This window comes from Micromonospora sp. NPDC005161 (assembly GCF_053599855.1).
On the sequence record NZ_JBSFYQ010000013.1, the window covers coordinates 137103 to 152652 of the forward strand.

Here is a 15550-nt window from a genome sequence, read left to right on the forward strand (position 1 = left end):
ACGGCCTTGTCGGGTGTCGTGTCCCGGCACGCACTAATCTTGGTGACATGTCGAGCCCCGCCGAGCGGTACGTCGCGGCGCGCCGCCGGGCCGCGCAGGCCTCACAGTTCCCGGCGCTGGACGAGTTCGCCCTTGACCTGGGGTTCGACCTCGACGACTTCCAGCGGGAGGCGTGCCAGTCCTTGGAGCGGGGCAGCGGGGTGCTGGTCTGCGCCCCCACCGGCGCCGGCAAGACCGTGGTCGGTGAGTTCGCCGTACACCTGGCGCTGCGCGGACGGCCCGGCGACCCGGCGGCGGCCGACGACACGGGCGCCCCTCCGGCCCGGCGCAAGTGCTTCTACACCACACCAATCAAGGCACTGTCCAACCAGAAGTACCACGACCTGGTCAACCGCTACGGCGCCGAGCAGGTCGGCCTGCTCACCGGCGACAACGCCATCAACGGCGACGCGCCGGTGGTGGTGATGACCACCGAGGTGCTGCGAAACATGCTCTACGCGGGCTCCAGCACCCTGCAGGGGCTGGCCTACGTGGTGATGGACGAGGTCCACTACCTTGCCGACCGGTTCCGCGGCGGCGTGTGGGAAGAGGTGATCATCCACCTGCCCGCCTCGGTCACCCTGGTCTCCCTGTCGGCGACCGTCTCCAACGCCGAGGAGTTCGCGGACTGGCTGGTCACCGTGCGCGGTGAGACCGCGGTGGTGGTCAGCGAGCACCGGCCGGTGCCGCTGTGGCAGCACATGCTGGTCGGCAAGCGGATGTTCGACCTGTTCCACGACGCCGACGCCGCCCGCAAGCACGACGTGCACCCGGAGCTGCTGCGCTACACCCGCGACACCATGCGCCGCCTGGAGCTGGGCGAGGGCCGCAGCGCCGGGCCCGGCTCCGGCCGGCGCGGCCCACGCTGGCGCGGCCCGATGCGCCCGGACATCGTCGACCGGCTGGACCGGGAGGGTCTGCTCCCGGCGATCCTGTTCATCTTCAGCAGGGCCGGCTGCGCCGCGGCGGTGCAGCAGTGCCTCGCCGCCGGGCTGCGGCTCACCTCTCCCGAGGAGCGGGCCGAAATCCGCCGGGTGGTCGAGTCCCGGGTCACCGCCATCCCCGGTGAGGACCTGACGGTGCTGGGCTACTGGGAGTGGCTCGACGGGTTGGAGCGTGGCCTGGCCGCCCACCACGCCGGCATGCTCCCGGTGTTCAAGGAGATCGTCGAGGAGCTGTTCGTCCGCGGCCTGGTCAAGGCGGTCTTCGCCACCGAGACCCTCGCGCTGGGCATCAACATGCCGGCCCGCTGCGTGGTCCTGGAGCGGCTGGTCAAATACAACGGCGAAGCCCACGTCGACCTGACCCCGGGGGAGTACACGCAGCTCACCGGGCGGGCTGGCCGGCGCGGCATCGACGTGGAGGGGCACGCCGTGGTGGTGTGGTCCCCGGAGACCGACCCGCGGCACGTGGCCGGGCTCGCCTCCACCCGTACGTACCCGCTGCGGTCCAGCTTCCGGCCCTCGTACAACATGGCGGTGAACCTCGTCGGCACGGTCGGCGCGGACCCGGCCCGGGCCCTGCTGGAGTCCTCGTTCGCCCAGTTCCAGGCGGACCGGTCGGTGGTCGGCCTGGCCCGGCAGGTGCAGCGCAACACCGAGACCATCGAGGCGTACGGCGCGGAGGCCGCCTGCCACCACGGCGACTTCGACGAGTACTTCGCGCTGCGGGTGGCGATCGCCGACCGGGAGAAGGCCATCGCCCGGCAGGGGCAGACCCAGCGCAAGGCCGCCGCGGTGGCCTCGCTGGAGCGGCTGCGGATCGGCGACGTGATCCGGGTGCCGGCCGGCCGGCGGGCCGGGCTGGCCGTGGTGCTGGACCCGGCGACCGGCGGGTTCGGCGAGCCCCGGCCGCTGGTGCTCACCCAGGACCGCTGGGCGGGGCGGGTCAGCCCGGGCGACTTCACCACCCCGGCCGAGGTGCTGGCCCGGATCCGGGTGCCCAAGCACTTCAACCACCGCTCACCGGGCGCCCGGCGCGACCTCGCCGCCGAGGTCAGCGGCACCGGCCTGGACCGGCACGGCGGCCGCCGGGGTGGCCGTTCCCGGCAGGCGACCGGCGAGGACCACCGGCTCACCCAGCTCCGCACCGAGCTGCGTCACCACCCCTGCCACGCCTGCCCGGAGCGGGAGGAACACGCCCGCTGGGCCGAGCGGCGCCGGCGGTTGGAGCGCGACACCGAAGAGCTGCGCGAGCGGGTCTCCGGCCGTACCGGCTCCCTCGCGCGGACGTTCGACCGGATCGTCGCGCTGCTGACCGACCGCGGCTACCTCAGCCGCGATGGGGCGGTCACCGACGCCGGTCGGATGCTCGGCCGGATCTGGACCGAAGCGGACCTGCTGGTCGCCGAGTGCCTGCGTCGGGGGGTGTGGGACGGGCTGTCCCCGGCCGAGCTGGCCGCCGCCGTGTCCGTGGTGGTCTTCGAGGCGCGCCGCGACGTCGACGAGCGGGCGTCGCTGCCACGCGGGCCGGTCGCCGACGCGGTCGACGAGACGCTGAAGCTGTGGGGCGAGATCGAGGCCGACGAGGCGGCACGGGGGCTGACCGCGACCCGGGAGCCGGATCTCGGCTTCGCCTGGCCGGTCTACCGGTGGGCCCGTGGTGACGCGCTGGCCAAGGTGCTCGGCAGTGGCCACGAGATCGAGGGTGAGATGCCGGCCGGCGACTTCGTCCGCTGGGCGCGTCAGGTGGTCGACCTGCTGGGCCAGCTGGCCGATTCCGGCGGCGCGTCACCCGACCTGCGCTCCACCGCCCGGCAGGCGATCGCGGCCATCAACCGAGGTGTGCTGGCGTACCACACCTCCGCCTGATCATCACTTTCGGTCACCGTCGTCGGTGAACCGACGCATCGGACGTTCACCGCGACAGCACCCCCCGGATAGCCCCGGGGGGCGCTGTCGCGCCTGTTCGAGGCACCCCTGATCATTGCCCGGGCACCACCTTTACGCGCCGGTAACGAATGGGGAGAAGACCGCCGTGGCCGAGATCAATCACTTTGAGTACGGGTGGATCACGCCCGGGCTGAGCTACGCGCTGTCCGTGCTCGGTTCGGTCCTCGGGCTGATCTGCGCCGGTCGTATCCGCACCGCCCGCACCGCCGGCCTGCGCGCGTGGTGGGGGCTGCTGGCCGCCTGGGCCCTCGGCGGCACCGCCATCTGGGCGATGCACTTCATGGCCATGCTCGGCTTCGCCGTCGCCGGCACCCGGATCCGGTACGACGTGCCGCTCACCGCTGCCAGCACGGCCATCGCCGTCGTGGCGGTCGGCATCGGCCTGGCCATCGTGGGCACCGGCCGGCTGAACCCGGTACGGCTGGTCGTCGGCGGGATCTTCACCGGTGCCGGCGTGGCCGCCATGCACTACACCGGGATGGCGGCGATGCGCCTGAACGGCACCCTCGGCTACGACACGGTCCGCGTCGCCCTCTCGGTGGTGATCGCGGTCGCGGCGGCCACCGTGGCGCTGTGGCTCGCGATGACCGTTCGCCGGCCGCTGGCGATCTTCGCCTCCGCGCTCGTCATGGGCGTCGCCGTGAACGGCATGCACTTCACCGGCATGAGCGCCCTCTCGGTGCACCAGCACGAGGGCCGGGGCGAGGTGACCGGCACCGGCATGGGCGCGCTCCTGGTGCCGATCGTGCTGGCGGTGATCTTCGGGGTGGTCGGCCTGCTCTACGCCCTGCTCGCCGCGCCGACCGAGGACGACCGGGCCGCCGCCGCGTACCTGGATGCCCGGCGGGTCCCGGAGCCGGCCGCCGCGGCACCCGTCGTCGCCCCGGACCCGGTCGGGCTGCGCGCCCGTTCCACGCTCGGCAAGCCGGGCACCCCGTTCCCGTCCAGGCGGGAGATGCCGCCCCGCTGACGGCGGCACGGGCCGCTCATTCTGATTGCGTTGGCGTCATACCTAGAACTACTATGCATTGCAGATCTAGGTATAGGCGGTGCCATGCATATCACCAAGGACCTCGTCGCGGCCTCGGCGACGCCACTCGTGCTGGGGATCCTCGCCGAGGGCGAGAGCTACGGCTACGCCATCCTCAAGCAGGTCAACGACCTCTCCGGCGGGCAGCTGGAGTGGACCGACGGCCTGCTCTACCCGCTGCTGCACCGCCTGGAGCGGCTCGGCCACGTCGAGTCGGCCTGGGAGACCCCACCGGGGGGACGACGCCGGAAGTACTACCGCATCACCGACCAGGGCCGAGCCGAGCTCGCCGAGCAGCGCCGGCAGTGGGCCGCTGTCGTCGACGCCCTGCGGGGCGTGTGGAGCACGGCACAGTCCATCAAGCCGATCACGGCACCGGCGTGGGGGGCGGGGCTATGACCGTCGACAACGACCTGGAGGGCCAGATCGCCGAGTGGCGGGCCTACATCCACCGCCGCCGCGAGCTGCACCACACCGATGTCGAGGAGCTGGAGGACCACCTCCGCAGCCGGATCACCGAGCTGACCGAGGCGGGCCTGCACGCCGACGAGTCGTTCCTCATCGCCGTCAAACGCATGGGCAGCCTCGACGAACTGTCGCGGGAGTTCGCTCGCGAGCACTCCGAGCGCTTATGGAAACAACTGGTGCTGCCTGGGGAGCCGGACGCGTCGGCCGCCGCCCGTTCCCGGCGGGAACTGCCCGTCATGGTGCTCTGTGCGGCCGTCGCGGCGCTCGCCATCAAGGTGCCGTCCTGGTTCGGGCTCGACCTGGGCGACGACGGCGGCTTTTACGCGCGAAACGCCAGCTTCTTCGCGCTGCCGGTGCTCGCGGCCTACTTCGCCTGGCAACGCCGCGTCGGTCCGCGCGTCATCGGGGCGCTCGCGTCGCTGTTCGTTCTCGGCGCGGTCGCCGCCAACGCGTACCCGCTGGCCGACGGTTCGCAGACCATGGTGCTCACCGCGATCCACCTGCCGATAGCGCTGTGGCTGGTTGTCGGCGTCGCCTACGCGGGCGGCGACTGGCGTTCGGACCGGCGACGAATGGACTTTATCCGGTTCACCGGGGAGTGGCTGATCTACTTCGTCCTCATCGGGCTGGGTGGCGGCGTCCTCACGGCCATCACAGTGAACGCCTTCGCAGCCATCGGGCTGAACGTCGAGGGATTCATCCAGTCGTGGCTGCTGCCGTGCGGCGCCGTGGCCGCGGTCATCGTGTCGGCCTGGCTGGTGGAGGCCAAGCAGAGCGTCATCGAGAACATGGCGCCGGTGCTGACCCGGGTCTTCACGCCGCTCTTCACGGCCACCCTGCTGGCCTTCCTGGTCGCCGTCGTCTGGACCACCAACGGCATCGACGTCGAGCGCGACGCGCTCATTCTCTTCGACGTGCTGCTCGTCATCGTGCTGGGCATGCTGCTGTACGCCATCTCCGCCCGTGACCTCACGGCCCGACCCGGTCTGTTCGACCGCCTGCAACTCGCGCTCATCGTCAGCGCTCTCATCATCGACGTGCTGGTGCTGGCGGCGATCACGGGCCGGATCACCGAATGGGGCTTCAGCCCCAACAAGACGGCGGCACTGGGCGAGAACCTCGTCCTGCTCGCCAACCTGGCGTGGTCGGCATGGCTGTACCTCGGCTTCGTGCGTGGCCGCATGCCCTTCGCCCGCCTGGAACGGTGGCAGACCCGATACGTGATCGTGTACTTCGGGTGGGCCTGGGCTGTCGTCCTCGCCTTCCCGCTCCTGTTCGACGTCGCCTGAGCCGTCACGAAGGGTGGTGATCTGCGGTCACCGGTGACCGCGCCGCCGGGCGCTGAGCCGCAGCGTGTTGCAGACGTCGAAGACACCGGGCACGTCCCAGGCGAGTTCGGCCGCGGCCTGTCGCGTTTCGGTGTCGCTCACCACGCCGGCGAGGATGACGACCCGGTTCTGCACGGAGACACGGATCTGCTGGCGCCGCGTCGTCCAGTCGATGCTCAGTCGCTGCGCGACCAGCGCCTCGAGCCGCACATCCTCGCGGTCCTGCTCAGGCTGGTTCGACGCGTCGGCGAACCAGTTCTCGTCGGGTAGTGGCCATGGCATGTACACGGGGAGCTCCTCGATCGTGCCGGTGCTGGGTTCACGCGGAGTCGGACCGTTCGGACCTGGCGGAGGCGACGACCAGCACCACGCCGATGCCGGCGAGACCGACCTGGATGAGCACGGCCAGGACGTTGGGTGCGCGGGTGTCGACGCCCGCGAGACGGGCGACGATGGTGCCCGCCAGGGCCGCGACGACCCCGACGGCCACGGTCAACCAGATCGGGGCCTCCCGGCGTCCTGGGATGACGAGCCTGCCGAACAGGCCGATGGTGACGCCGACGAGGAGCGCGGTGACGAGACCGGTGACGGTCATGGGCTCTCCTCAGGTGTCGCTGCCGGTGACGGGGAGGGATCAGGGCGGGGGTCCACGTCGGTCGGTCAGGAATGGGCGGCCGTCGTCGCGGCGGACTCCAGACCCTGGGACAGCTGGTCGATGGCCTCGTCGCGGCTCTCGAACATGGGGAAGGCCTGGTCCAGGCGCATCGTGTGCAGGACGGTGCGGACGAACCGCGACGGCGCGGCCAGGCACAGCGTGACGCCGCGGTCGCGGGCTTCGCGGTGGGCGCGGACGAGCAGGCCGAGGCCGACGGAGTCGATGAGGTGCACTCGGCTCAGGTCGACCACGACGTGTCCTTCCAGATCGCTCGCGTGGCGCAGGGCGGCGCGCATGCTGTCGCCGCTGTCGACGTCGACGTCACCGGTGGCGGCCAGGACCGTCACGTCGTCGAGATGGTCGATGCCGAGGATGCCCCCGGGACCGTGGAGGTCGCCCGACGCCTGACCGCCACCGGAGACTGGCAGCAGGCTGCAGTGCGGGCAGCGATGCGGGCCGGTGGCGAACGGGGAACCACTCCATCCGTGTTCGAGCACCAGGGTCCAGACGACTTCGGCGTCGGGGAGCACGCACGCGGTGGACGTGATGGAGTCGCCGCAGGTGTCGCAGATCAGTGTCATCAGGTGATCGTCCGGGACGACGGTCATACCGCTGGTCCTTCCTGGGCCGGTGTCCCGCCGGTTCGGGCGGGGCACGGCGTTCGGGGCGGGACCGAACGGGTGGTCCGGGTCCCGCGCTTGACGGTTCAGGCACTGCTGGGGCGGTGGGCCTGCCGGCTCCTCACTGAGAGGTGGTCACGGATGCTCGGCCGTAGGCGACCAGAGCCGGCTGCGCCGATGCGGGTTCCGGTCCCGTCGCCGGGGCGCCCGGGATCGACGGCGGGGGACCGGTGACGATCGGCAGGACCTGGTCCAGGCGGGCGGTGTGCAGGATGCGCCGGATGCGGGGGTTCGGGTCGCGAATGGTGAGGGCCCCGGCGGTACGGGCCAGCCGCCGGTGCACGTCGAGCAGCAGGCCGATGGCAGCGGCGTCGATGTGCCGGCACCCGGACAGGTCGACCACGACCTGCGCGGGAGACAGGGCCAGCAGCCGGTCGAACACGGCGCCGGCCGCCGGCAGGCAGGCCGGGTCGAGTTCGGTGACGCACACCTCGACCAGCTGCAGCGTGCATGACGTGGGTGCGGGTGGTCCTGTCACGGGCGTGCCCCTTCCCCTTGCGGACCCGGTCGCCTATGACCGTGCCGTGCCGGCTTGGCGGTCACCGCGCGGATCTATGACAGTTGCGTGACAAATCCGCCAGCCGACCGGCACGGTTGGCCGCGTGGCCTGTGGCCTGGGGATGATGCCGGGTATGACGGCCGTACTGGTGATCGAGGACGACGACCGCATCCGCCTGGCGCTGCTGCTCGCACTCGAGGACGAGGGCTACGACGCGGTGGGCGCCGCCACGGCCGAGGAGGGCCTGCGCGTGCAGCGCCGCGATCCGGCAGACTACGTGCTGGTCGACCTGATGCTGCCCGGCCTCGACGGCTTCGAGTGCATCCGGCACCTGCGCCGGGACGACGACGTGCCGGTCGTGGTGGTCAGCGCCCGCGACGACACGCACGACATCGTCGCCGCCCTCGAAGCCGGCGCCGACGACTACGTCGTCAAGCCGGTGGCGATCAAGGAACTGACCGCTCGGCTGCGCGCCCTGCGCCGCCGCGCCCGGACCGGCGCCGCGGGACCGGCGCCGGAGCCCGTGCCCGTGCTCGCGTTCGGCGAGCTCGAGATCAGTCCCGACGGGGGAGAGGTACGTCGCGCCGGTCAGCCCGTACCGGTCACGCGTACCGAGTTCCGGCTTCTGTGCGAGCTTGCCGAACACGCCGGCCGGGTGCTGTCCCGCCAGCAGTTGCTGCAACGGGTCTGGGGCTACGACAGCGGCGACGAGAGGCTGGTCGACGTGCATGTCGGTCGGCTGCGGCAGAAGATCGAGTCGGACCCGGCGAACCCCCGACACCTGGTCACGCTGCGGGGCCTGGGCTACAAGCTGCAGCGATGAGACGCCTCGGACTGCGCACCCGGGTCACCGCCGCGTTCGCCGTCGGAGCGCTCCTGCTCGCCGCGTCGATGGCCCTGGTCTCGTACGAGCTGACCCGTCGCTCGCTGATCGACGAGCGGGAACGCACCGCCCTGCGCGCCGCGTACTTCGACGCCGCCGTCGTCCGTGCCGGGCTGAACACCGGCACCCCCGACGTGGTGGAGGTCCTTCGGTCACTGGACACGGGCGGCGGCCGGCGGCCCGTGCTGCACCTGGACGGCGAGTGGTACGCCCGGACCGCCGACCCCGGCACCACCACCGCCATACCCGTCGACCTGCGACGGGCTGTCGCCTCCGGTGAACCGGCGATGCAGCGCGTACGCGTCGACGGCCAACCCGCCCTGGTGGTCGCGGTGCCCCTGTCCGCGACGGCGACGTACTTCGAGGTCAACTCTCTGCGCGAGCTGGAGCAGACCTTCCAGGTCCTGGCACTCGCGCTGACCACCGTCGCGATCATGGTCGCCGGATCCGGCGCGGCCCTCGGCTGGTACGCGACCCGGCACGGGCTCCGCCCGCTGACGGCGGTCGCCGACGCCGCCGAGAAGATCGCCGCCGGCGACTTCACCGCCCGCCTCGACCCGGCCACCGACCCCGACCTGACGCGTCTGTCCTCCTCGTTCAACCAGATGGTCGACCAGCTCGCCCATCGCATCGAGCGGGACCGCCGCTTCGCCGCCGACGTCAGCCACGAACTGCGCTCACCTCTGCAGACCCTCGCCGCGGCGGCCAGCGTCCTGGCGCGTCGCCGGGAGCACCTGGACGAGCGGACCGCCACCGCCGCCGGGCTCGTCGCCGACGAGATCGACCGGTTCCAACGGCTCGTCAACGACCTGATCGACCTGGCGCGCAGCGACCAGCCCGCCCATCGGGGAGCCGTGGACGTGGTGGCGCTGGCCCGGGACGCCTGCCATGCCCTCAACCTGCCGGCCTCGCTCGTCCACCTCGCGGCGGACGCACCCGCGACGTGGCAGGTCGAGCGGCGGCGTATCGCACAGATCCTGGCGAACCTGCTCGACAACGCCGTGACCTACGGGGGCGGCCCGGCGAGTGTCCGGTTGAGTCGCGACGGCGACGCCGGCGTCATCGAGGTCGAGGACGACGGCCCGGGTGTGTCCGTCGAGGACCGGCGGGCGATTTTCGACCGCTTCGTCCGCGGGCGAGCCGCCCACACCCGCGGCGCCGGCGACGGCACCGGTCTCGGACTCGCGCTGGTCGCCCAGCACGCCGCCGCGCACCGTGGGCACGCCGCCGTCACCGACCGCCCCGGCGGAGGCGCCCGCTTCCGCGTCACCCTGCCGGAAAGCCTGCCATGAACCACCGCCGGCTGGCCCCACTGGCACTCGTCGCGCTGCTGACCGGCTGCGGCGTCCCCACCGACGACGCCCCACGGACGGTGCGGGCCCCGCGGGGTCCGTTCCACAGTGCCGCCCCCGCCGATACCACGGCACCGGCCGGCCGCGCGGACGAGACAGTCTGCCTCGTCCGCGACAACCGCATCGTCTCCGTCGTTCGGCGCGTCGACCGCGTTCCCACGGTCGAGGATCAACTGCGGCACCTGCTCGCCGGACCAGGTAGGACCGAACGCGACAGCGACCTGACCAGCGCGCTGCCGGGAGCGGTCAACGCCGCCGGTGCGACAGTGAGCGGCACGCAGGCCCGCGTCGCGGTCGACGCACCCGACGACGACGCCGGTCGCAGCGACGAGGTCCTGGCCTTTGGGCAGATCGTCTGCACCCTCACCGGTCGCGACGACGTCACCACCGTGGTGTTCCTGCGCGACGGCAAACCACTCGCCGTGCCCCGCGCCGACGGCTCGCTGTCCGAGCAACCGCTCACCCGCGCCGACTACGCCCCGCTCATCACCCCACGTTGACCGGGCTGGGCCGGGCCCGGGAGTTCCTGCTCGGCGACATTCCCGGCGTCCCTGAGGATGCCGTCGTCCGGGGCGGCTGCCTGCTGACGCCGCTCCCGGTGGCCGCTGTGGTGGTCGAGCTTGTCGCGGAGCGTTCCGGCGAAGGCTTCGGCCATGGCGAGTTGGTCCCGTAGAGCGGTGACGCGGGCGGTAGCCGCGGTCCGGAACATGGCGAGGCGGTCGAGCAGGGCGGTGCGGTCGGTGCCGGTGGCGGTGTCGAGGGCATCGAGGACGGTGAGCAGGTCCCGCATCTCGTCGAGGGTGAACCCGAGAGGCTTCATCCGCTTGACCACGGCGAGTCGGCTGAGGTCAGGTTCGGTGTAGAGGCGGAAGCCGCCCTCGCTGCGGGCGGAGGGGACGATCAGGCCGGCTTCCTCGTAGTGGCGGATCGTCCGGATGCTCAACCCGACACGCTCGGCCACTTCTCCGATCTGCATGAGACGGCCGGTGGCCGGGGCGCGCGTGTGCTCCGACCCGCTCTCCCGGCCGGTGGCGGCCATCAGTGGCCGACGCCGAGTTGGCCGGCGAGGGTGTCGTGGATGCGGGCGCTGGGCTTGTTCAGCTCGACGATCTCGACGGTCTTGCCGCGGGTGGCGTACCTGGTGGTGATCGCGTCGAGGGCGGCGACGGAAGAGGCATCCCAGACGTGGGCGTGGCTCATGTCGATGACCACGTGCTCGGGGTCGTTCGCGTAGTCGAACTGGCCGACCAGGTCGTTGCTGGAGGCGAAGAACAGCTCACCGTGCACGGAGTAGATCCGGGTGGTGCCGTCCGGGTCCAGGACGCTGGTGACCTCGACCAGGTGGGCGACCCGGCGAGCGAAGATGACCGTGGCGGTGAGCACACCGACGACGACGCCGACGGCCAGGTTGTGGGTGGCCAGGGTGGTGGCCACGGTGGCCACCATGACGACGGTCTCGCCGTACGGCATCCGCCGCAGCGTCTTCGGCGCGATCGAGTGCCAGTCGAACGTCGACACGGCCACAATGATCATCACGGCGACCAGGGCGACCATCGGAATGACCGCGACCACGTCGCCGAGCGCCACGACCAGGACCAGGAGGAACACGCCGGCCAGAAACGTCGACAGCCGGGTGCGGGCGCCGGACGCCTTCACGTTGATCATCGTCTGGCCGATCATGGCGCAGCCACCCATTCCACCGAAGAATCCGGTGACCATGTTGGCGACGCCCTGACCCCAGGACTCGCGCGTCTTGTTGGAGTGGGTGTCGGTGATGTCGTCGACCAGCTTGGCGGTCATCAGCGACTCCATCAGCCCGACCAGCGCGATTCCCAGTGCGTAGGGGGCGACCACGGTGAGCGTGTGCGGGGTCCACGGAACCTGCGGCAGGCCGAGGGTGGGCAGGCTGTCCGGCAGGGCACCCTCGTCACCGACGGTCGGTACGGTCACCCCGGCGAACACGGTGACCACCGTCAGCACCACGATGGCGACCAGCGGCGCCGGCACGGCCCTGGTGAGCCGGGGCAGGCCGACCATGATCGCCAAGGCCACCGCGACGAGCGGATAGACCAGCCACGGCACGCCGAGCAGGTGCGGAACCTGCGCGGCGAAGATCAGAATCGCCAGGGCGTTGACGAAACCGACCATGACGCTGCGCGGGATGAAGCGCATCAGCTTCGCCACGCCGAGCACCGCGAGCACGACCTGGATCGCACCGCCGAGGATCACCGCCGCGATCAGGTAGTCCAGGCCGTGCGCCTTGACCAGGGGTGCGACCACGAGCGCGACGGCGCCCGTCGCGGCGGAGATCATCGCCGGCCGGCCGCCACAGATCGCGATGGTGACCGCCATCGTGAACGAGGCGAACAGGCCCACCCGGGGGTCGACCCCGGCCAGGATCGAGAAGGAGATCGCCTCGGGGATCAGCGCCAGGGCGACGACCAGGCCGGCGAGGACCTCGGTCCGGAACACCTTCGGCGACAGCCAGGAGGGGCGGGACAGGCGCGGACGGGACAGCATGGAAGACATACAGCCATTTCCACTCGGGGCACGCCCGACGGGCGCGCGCGTCCGGTGTCCACGGTCGGACACGGACAGCTACTCACGGATCAGCGACAGCCGGGCTCGCGTCCGGCCTCTGGGTCTCGTCGCCCAGACGCAACGGGTCGCCGAAGGGGGGTTGCCCGCTCTCGACGACCGCCGGTGACCCTACTCTTCCGTCACGTGAGAGTTGACTGAACGTGCTGATCATCACGCCGGTGACCCCGCCCCCGGCGGTTCCCCGGAACGGGGACGTGGTGTCACCGGCGGCGCGGCGTGATCAACCCTGACTCGTACGCCCACACGACCAGCTGGGCGCGGTCGCGGCAGTGCAGCTTCGTCATCGCCCGGTTGACGTGGGTCTTCGCGGTCAACGGACTGATCACCATGCGCGAGGCGATCTCGTCGTTGCTCAGCCCCCGCGCGACGAGCTCGACGATCTCCTGTTCGCGGGCGGTCAGCACGTCGCGTCCGGCCGCCGGCTCGGCCGGTGGTGGGCCGGCCACGAACTCGCTGATGAGCGTCCGCGTGACGGCCGGGGCGAGCAGCGCGTCGCCGCGAGCCACCACGGCGATGGCCTGCAGCAGATCGGCGGGGTCGGCGTCCTTGAGGAGGAAACCGCTGGCGCCCGCGCGGAGCGCGGCGAAGACGTAGGAGTCGAGCCCGTAGTTGGTGAGGATGAGGACGCGGACCGCGCAGAGGTCCGGATCGGCGGCGATGCGCCGGGTGGCTTCGATGCCGTCGAGTCCCGGCATCTGCACGTCCATCAGCACGACGTCCGGCCGCAGGCTTCGCGACAAATGGACGGCCGAGGTGCCGTCGACGGCCTCGCCGACGACCTCCAGGTCGTCCTCGGCGCCGAGCAACGCTCGGAAGCCGGCTCGCATCAGAGCCTGGTCGTCGACGAGCAGGACCCGGGTCAAAGTGGACCGTCCAACGGGAACGTGGCCCGTACCGCGAACCCGCCGTCGTCGCGGGCGGCGGCCCGCAGCGTGCCGCCCAGTCCGGTCACCCGCTCCCGCATGCCGCGCAGGCCCACGCCCGGTGTCACCGGCCGGATCGGCGACGCCTGACCGTCGTCGGCCACCGAGACGGTCAGCTGTGTCCGGGCGTACTCGAGGTGGATCTGCGCGGTGGCGGGGCCGGCGTGGCGGGCCACGTTGGTCAGGGCCTCCTGGACGACGCGATACCCGGCCTGGTCGACCTCGGCGGGCAGGTCCCGGGGCTCACCGCTGACGGTCACCTGCACCGGTACGCCGGCCGCGCGGGTCCGCTCGGCGAGTTCCTCCACGCGGGTCAGCCCGACGCAGTCTCCGTCGGTAGGTGAGCGCAGGACGTCCAGCGTCGTGCGCAGTTCCCGCATCGCGGCGCTGCTGGCCTCCTGGATCGCCAGCAGCGTGCCCGACGGTTCCTCGCCGTGCTTGCGGGCCAGGTGCACGGCGATACCGGCCTGCACCTTGATCACGGAGATGCTGTGGGTCAGCGAGTCGTGCAGGTCCCGGGCGATGCGCAGACGCTCCTCCCCGGCGCGACGCAACGCCATCTCCTCGCGGGTGCGTTCGGCCTCGATCGCCCGCTGCTCAACCTGTTCCAGGTACGCCCGGCGCTGCCGCGCGACGAGCCCGGCGACGTTGGCCGCCACAAACCAGCCGAGCAGCAGGGCGGTCCGCTCGGCGATCAGCTGGCCGGGCCGGTCGGCGGGCGCGACCGAGATGTCGCGGGCCAGGAAGCCGCTGAGGAAGACCAGGCTGCCCAGGACGGCGGCCGCTCGGTGCCCCCGCCAGGCGGTGACGTAGACGGCGCCGAGGACGGGGAACGCGGCGGACACCCCGGGATGCACCCGGACGTGGAGGGCCAGCATGGCGGCGGTCACCACGCTCAACGCCACGACCGGGTACCGCCGGCACACCGCCAGGGCCGCCGCCATGGCCAGGACCAGGGCGACGTCGACCGCTCGGATCGTCGCGGCGTCCGGTGCGAGCGCGGCGTTGCCGAGCAGGAGGCCGCCGAGGGCGAGGCCGCTGAGGGCGTACGGCAGGTCTCGACGCATGGTCGAACTGTAGAACGGACCGTCACCGGGGAGCATCCGTCGCCCGCGGTAGAAGGGCGTACCACGGACGCGGTATCGGTGGCCGGGCAAGTGCCTGCGGCGGCACGACGTTTTCCCAGCCCGCCCCGACAAGCATCGAGCTCATGACATACCGCTTCTTCACCCCCGAACCAGCGAAGGCCGCGACCGGCCTGACCGCGGAGGTGTACCGGCAGCTGTGGGACGACTTCCTCGGGCCGGTGCCCACCTTCCAGGCGCTCTCGGCCGTGCCGGAGTTGCAGGCCGCGACCTGGGCGCTGATGCGCGAGGCCCTGCTCGCCGGGGACGCGTCCAGGGTGGACCGCGAACTCGTCGCGTCGGCGGTGTCCCGGGCCAACCGCTGCCGGTTCTGCGTCGACGCCCACGTGATGCTGCTGCACGCGCTGGGCGAGCATGAGCTGGGCGAGGCCGTCGCCCGGGGCGGGACGCCGGCCGAGCCGAGGCACGCCGAGCTCGTCGGCTGGGCGGAGGCCAGCCGCAGCCCCCGGGCCGCCGGCTGGACCAGCCCGTACCGCCCCGAGGTGACCGGCACCCTGCTCGCCTTCCACTTCATCAACCGGGTCGTCTCGGCGTTGCTCGACCCCGATCTGCTCCCCGGTGGCCTGCAACGCTCATCGCTGGTGCGGTCAGTCGGAGGTCGGCTCTACGCCAAGACGGCCCGTGGACCCAAGGAGCCCGGCCAGAGCCTCGCGCTTCTCGACGCCAGCACGACGCCGCCACCGGCCTGGGCGGGGGACAGCCCGGTCGGCGTCGCGTACGCGGCCCTGCGGGACGCCGCCAACCGAGGCGGGGACCTCCTGGGCGACGTGGCGCGCCAGACCGTCACGGCCACCGTGCGCTGGGAGGACGGGCGGTTCCCGGCCCGACCCGCGGACTGGGCCGTCGATCTGGTCCGGGACGTACCCGGCGCGGACCGCATCGGGACGCGGATCGCGTTGCTGGCGGCGTTCGCGCCCGGCGCGGTCAGCGCGGGCGACGTCGCCCTCTGGCGGCTCTCCCATCCGGCCGACGCCGACCTCGTGCGGGTGGTCGCGTTCGGGGCGATCACGGCCACCGATCACGTCGCCCGGGCACTGACGTCGGCTCATCTCTAGG

General features: G+C 72.0%; 15 protein-coding genes and 1 pseudogene. 8 read left to right on the forward strand and 8 right to left on the reverse strand.

Annotated features, from left to right (window positions below; translation table 11 throughout):
* Nucleotides 1–47 precede the first annotated feature (47 nt).
* The 4 genes from ACWD5O_RS15445 (at nucleotide 48) to ACWD5O_RS15460 (ending at nucleotide 5717) form a co-directional block, all read left to right on the forward strand.
* A complete protein-coding gene (locus ACWD5O_RS15445) occupies nucleotides 48–2849 on the forward strand; it encodes a DEAD/DEAH box helicase (protein ID WP_450085673.1) in 2802 nt (933 codons plus the stop codon).
* Between the two features lie 166 nt (nucleotides 2850–3015).
* Nucleotides 3016–3900: an MHYT domain-containing protein gene (locus ACWD5O_RS15450; RefSeq protein ID WP_450085674.1), complete on the forward strand. Its 885-nt coding sequence runs from the start codon at nucleotides 3016–3018 to the stop codon at nucleotides 3898–3900.
* A gap of 84 nt (nucleotides 3901–3984) precedes the next feature.
* A complete protein-coding gene (locus ACWD5O_RS15455) occupies nucleotides 3985–4359 on the forward strand; it encodes a PadR family transcriptional regulator (RefSeq protein WP_450085675.1) in 375 nt (124 codons plus the stop codon).
* A complete protein-coding gene (locus ACWD5O_RS15460) occupies nucleotides 4356–5717 on the forward strand; it encodes a permease prefix domain 1-containing protein (RefSeq protein ID WP_450085676.1) in 1362 nt (453 codons plus the stop codon). The genes ACWD5O_RS15455 and ACWD5O_RS15460 overlap by 4 nt, the downstream gene beginning before the upstream one ends.
* 27 nt (nucleotides 5718–5744) lie before the next feature.
* On the opposite strand, the gene ACWD5O_RS15465 is transcribed toward ACWD5O_RS15460, so the two are convergent.
* From ACWD5O_RS15465 to ACWD5O_RS15480, 4 genes are all read right to left on the reverse strand, one after another.
* On the reverse strand, nucleotides 5745–6044 hold the full coding sequence (locus tag ACWD5O_RS15465) for a BON domain-containing protein (RefSeq protein WP_354965345.1): 300 nt from the start codon (nucleotides 6042–6044) through the stop codon (nucleotides 5745–5747).
* Nucleotides 6045–6075: 31 nt separating this feature from the next.
* Entirely contained in the window at nucleotides 6076–6351 is a 276-nt protein-coding gene (locus ACWD5O_RS15470; protein WP_450085677.1) for a GlsB/YeaQ/YmgE family stress response membrane protein, read from the reverse strand.
* A 65-nt stretch (nucleotides 6352–6416) separates the two neighbouring features.
* Nucleotides 6417–7019, reverse strand: coding sequence for an STAS domain-containing protein (locus ACWD5O_RS15475; protein WP_450085678.1), 603 nt, complete (start codon nucleotides 7017–7019; stop codon nucleotides 6417–6419).
* A 133-nt stretch (nucleotides 7020–7152) separates the two neighbouring features.
* A complete protein-coding gene (locus ACWD5O_RS15480; RefSeq protein WP_450085679.1) occupies nucleotides 7153–7569 on the reverse strand; it encodes an STAS domain-containing protein in 417 nt (138 codons plus the stop codon).
* Between the two features lie 154 nt (nucleotides 7570–7723).
* Between ACWD5O_RS15480 and ACWD5O_RS15485 the strand changes: the two genes are divergently transcribed.
* The 3 genes from ACWD5O_RS15485 to ACWD5O_RS15495 are packed head-to-tail and all read left to right on the forward strand — an operon-like array spanning nucleotide 7724 to nucleotide 10325.
* Nucleotides 7724–8413: a response regulator transcription factor gene (locus ACWD5O_RS15485; protein WP_450085680.1), complete on the forward strand. Its 690-nt coding sequence runs from the start codon at nucleotides 7724–7726 to the stop codon at nucleotides 8411–8413.
* Complete coding sequence (locus ACWD5O_RS15490) at nucleotides 8410–9765, forward strand: sensor histidine kinase (RefSeq protein WP_450085681.1); 1356 nt, start codon at nucleotides 8410–8412, stop codon at nucleotides 9763–9765. Before ACWD5O_RS15485 ends, ACWD5O_RS15490 begins: the two co-directional genes overlap by 4 nt.
* On the forward strand, nucleotides 9762–10325 hold the full coding sequence (locus tag ACWD5O_RS15495) for a GerMN domain-containing protein (protein ID WP_450085682.1): 564 nt from the start codon (nucleotides 9762–9764) through the stop codon (nucleotides 10323–10325). The genes ACWD5O_RS15490 and ACWD5O_RS15495 overlap by 4 nt, the downstream gene beginning before the upstream one ends.
* 107 nt (nucleotides 10326–10432) lie before the next feature.
* Here ACWD5O_RS15495 and ACWD5O_RS15500 read toward each other — a convergent pair.
* The 4 genes and pseudogenes from ACWD5O_RS15500 to ACWD5O_RS15515 form a co-directional block, all read right to left on the reverse strand.
* Nucleotides 10433–10864: pseudogene (locus ACWD5O_RS15500) on the reverse strand (MerR family transcriptional regulator); the annotation flags it as partial.
* The gene (locus ACWD5O_RS15505) at nucleotides 10864–12354 is read right to left on the reverse strand and encodes a SulP family inorganic anion transporter (protein ID WP_450085683.1); all 1491 of its coding nucleotides are present in this window, start codon (nucleotides 12352–12354) and stop codon (nucleotides 10864–10866) included. The gene ACWD5O_RS15505 and the pseudogene ACWD5O_RS15500, both read right to left, overlap by 1 nt.
* Nucleotides 12355–12626: 272 nt before the next feature.
* The gene (locus tag ACWD5O_RS15510; protein WP_450085684.1) at nucleotides 12627–13289 is read right to left on the reverse strand and encodes a response regulator; all 663 of its coding nucleotides are present in this window, start codon (nucleotides 13287–13289) and stop codon (nucleotides 12627–12629) included.
* Nucleotides 13286–14416 carry a sensor histidine kinase gene (locus tag ACWD5O_RS15515; protein ID WP_354965336.1) on the reverse strand — a complete coding sequence of 377 codons (1131 nt, stop codon included), beginning with the start codon at nucleotides 14414–14416 and terminating at the stop codon, nucleotides 13286–13288. The genes ACWD5O_RS15510 and ACWD5O_RS15515 overlap by 4 nt, the downstream gene beginning before the upstream one ends.
* 143 nt (nucleotides 14417–14559) lie before the next feature.
* Between ACWD5O_RS15515 and ACWD5O_RS15520 the strand changes: the two genes are divergently transcribed.
* Nucleotides 14560–15549 carry a carboxymuconolactone decarboxylase family protein gene (locus ACWD5O_RS15520; protein WP_450085685.1) on the forward strand — a complete coding sequence of 330 codons (990 nt, stop codon included), beginning with the start codon at nucleotides 14560–14562 and terminating at the stop codon, nucleotides 15547–15549.
* Nucleotide 15550 lies beyond the last annotated feature (1 nt).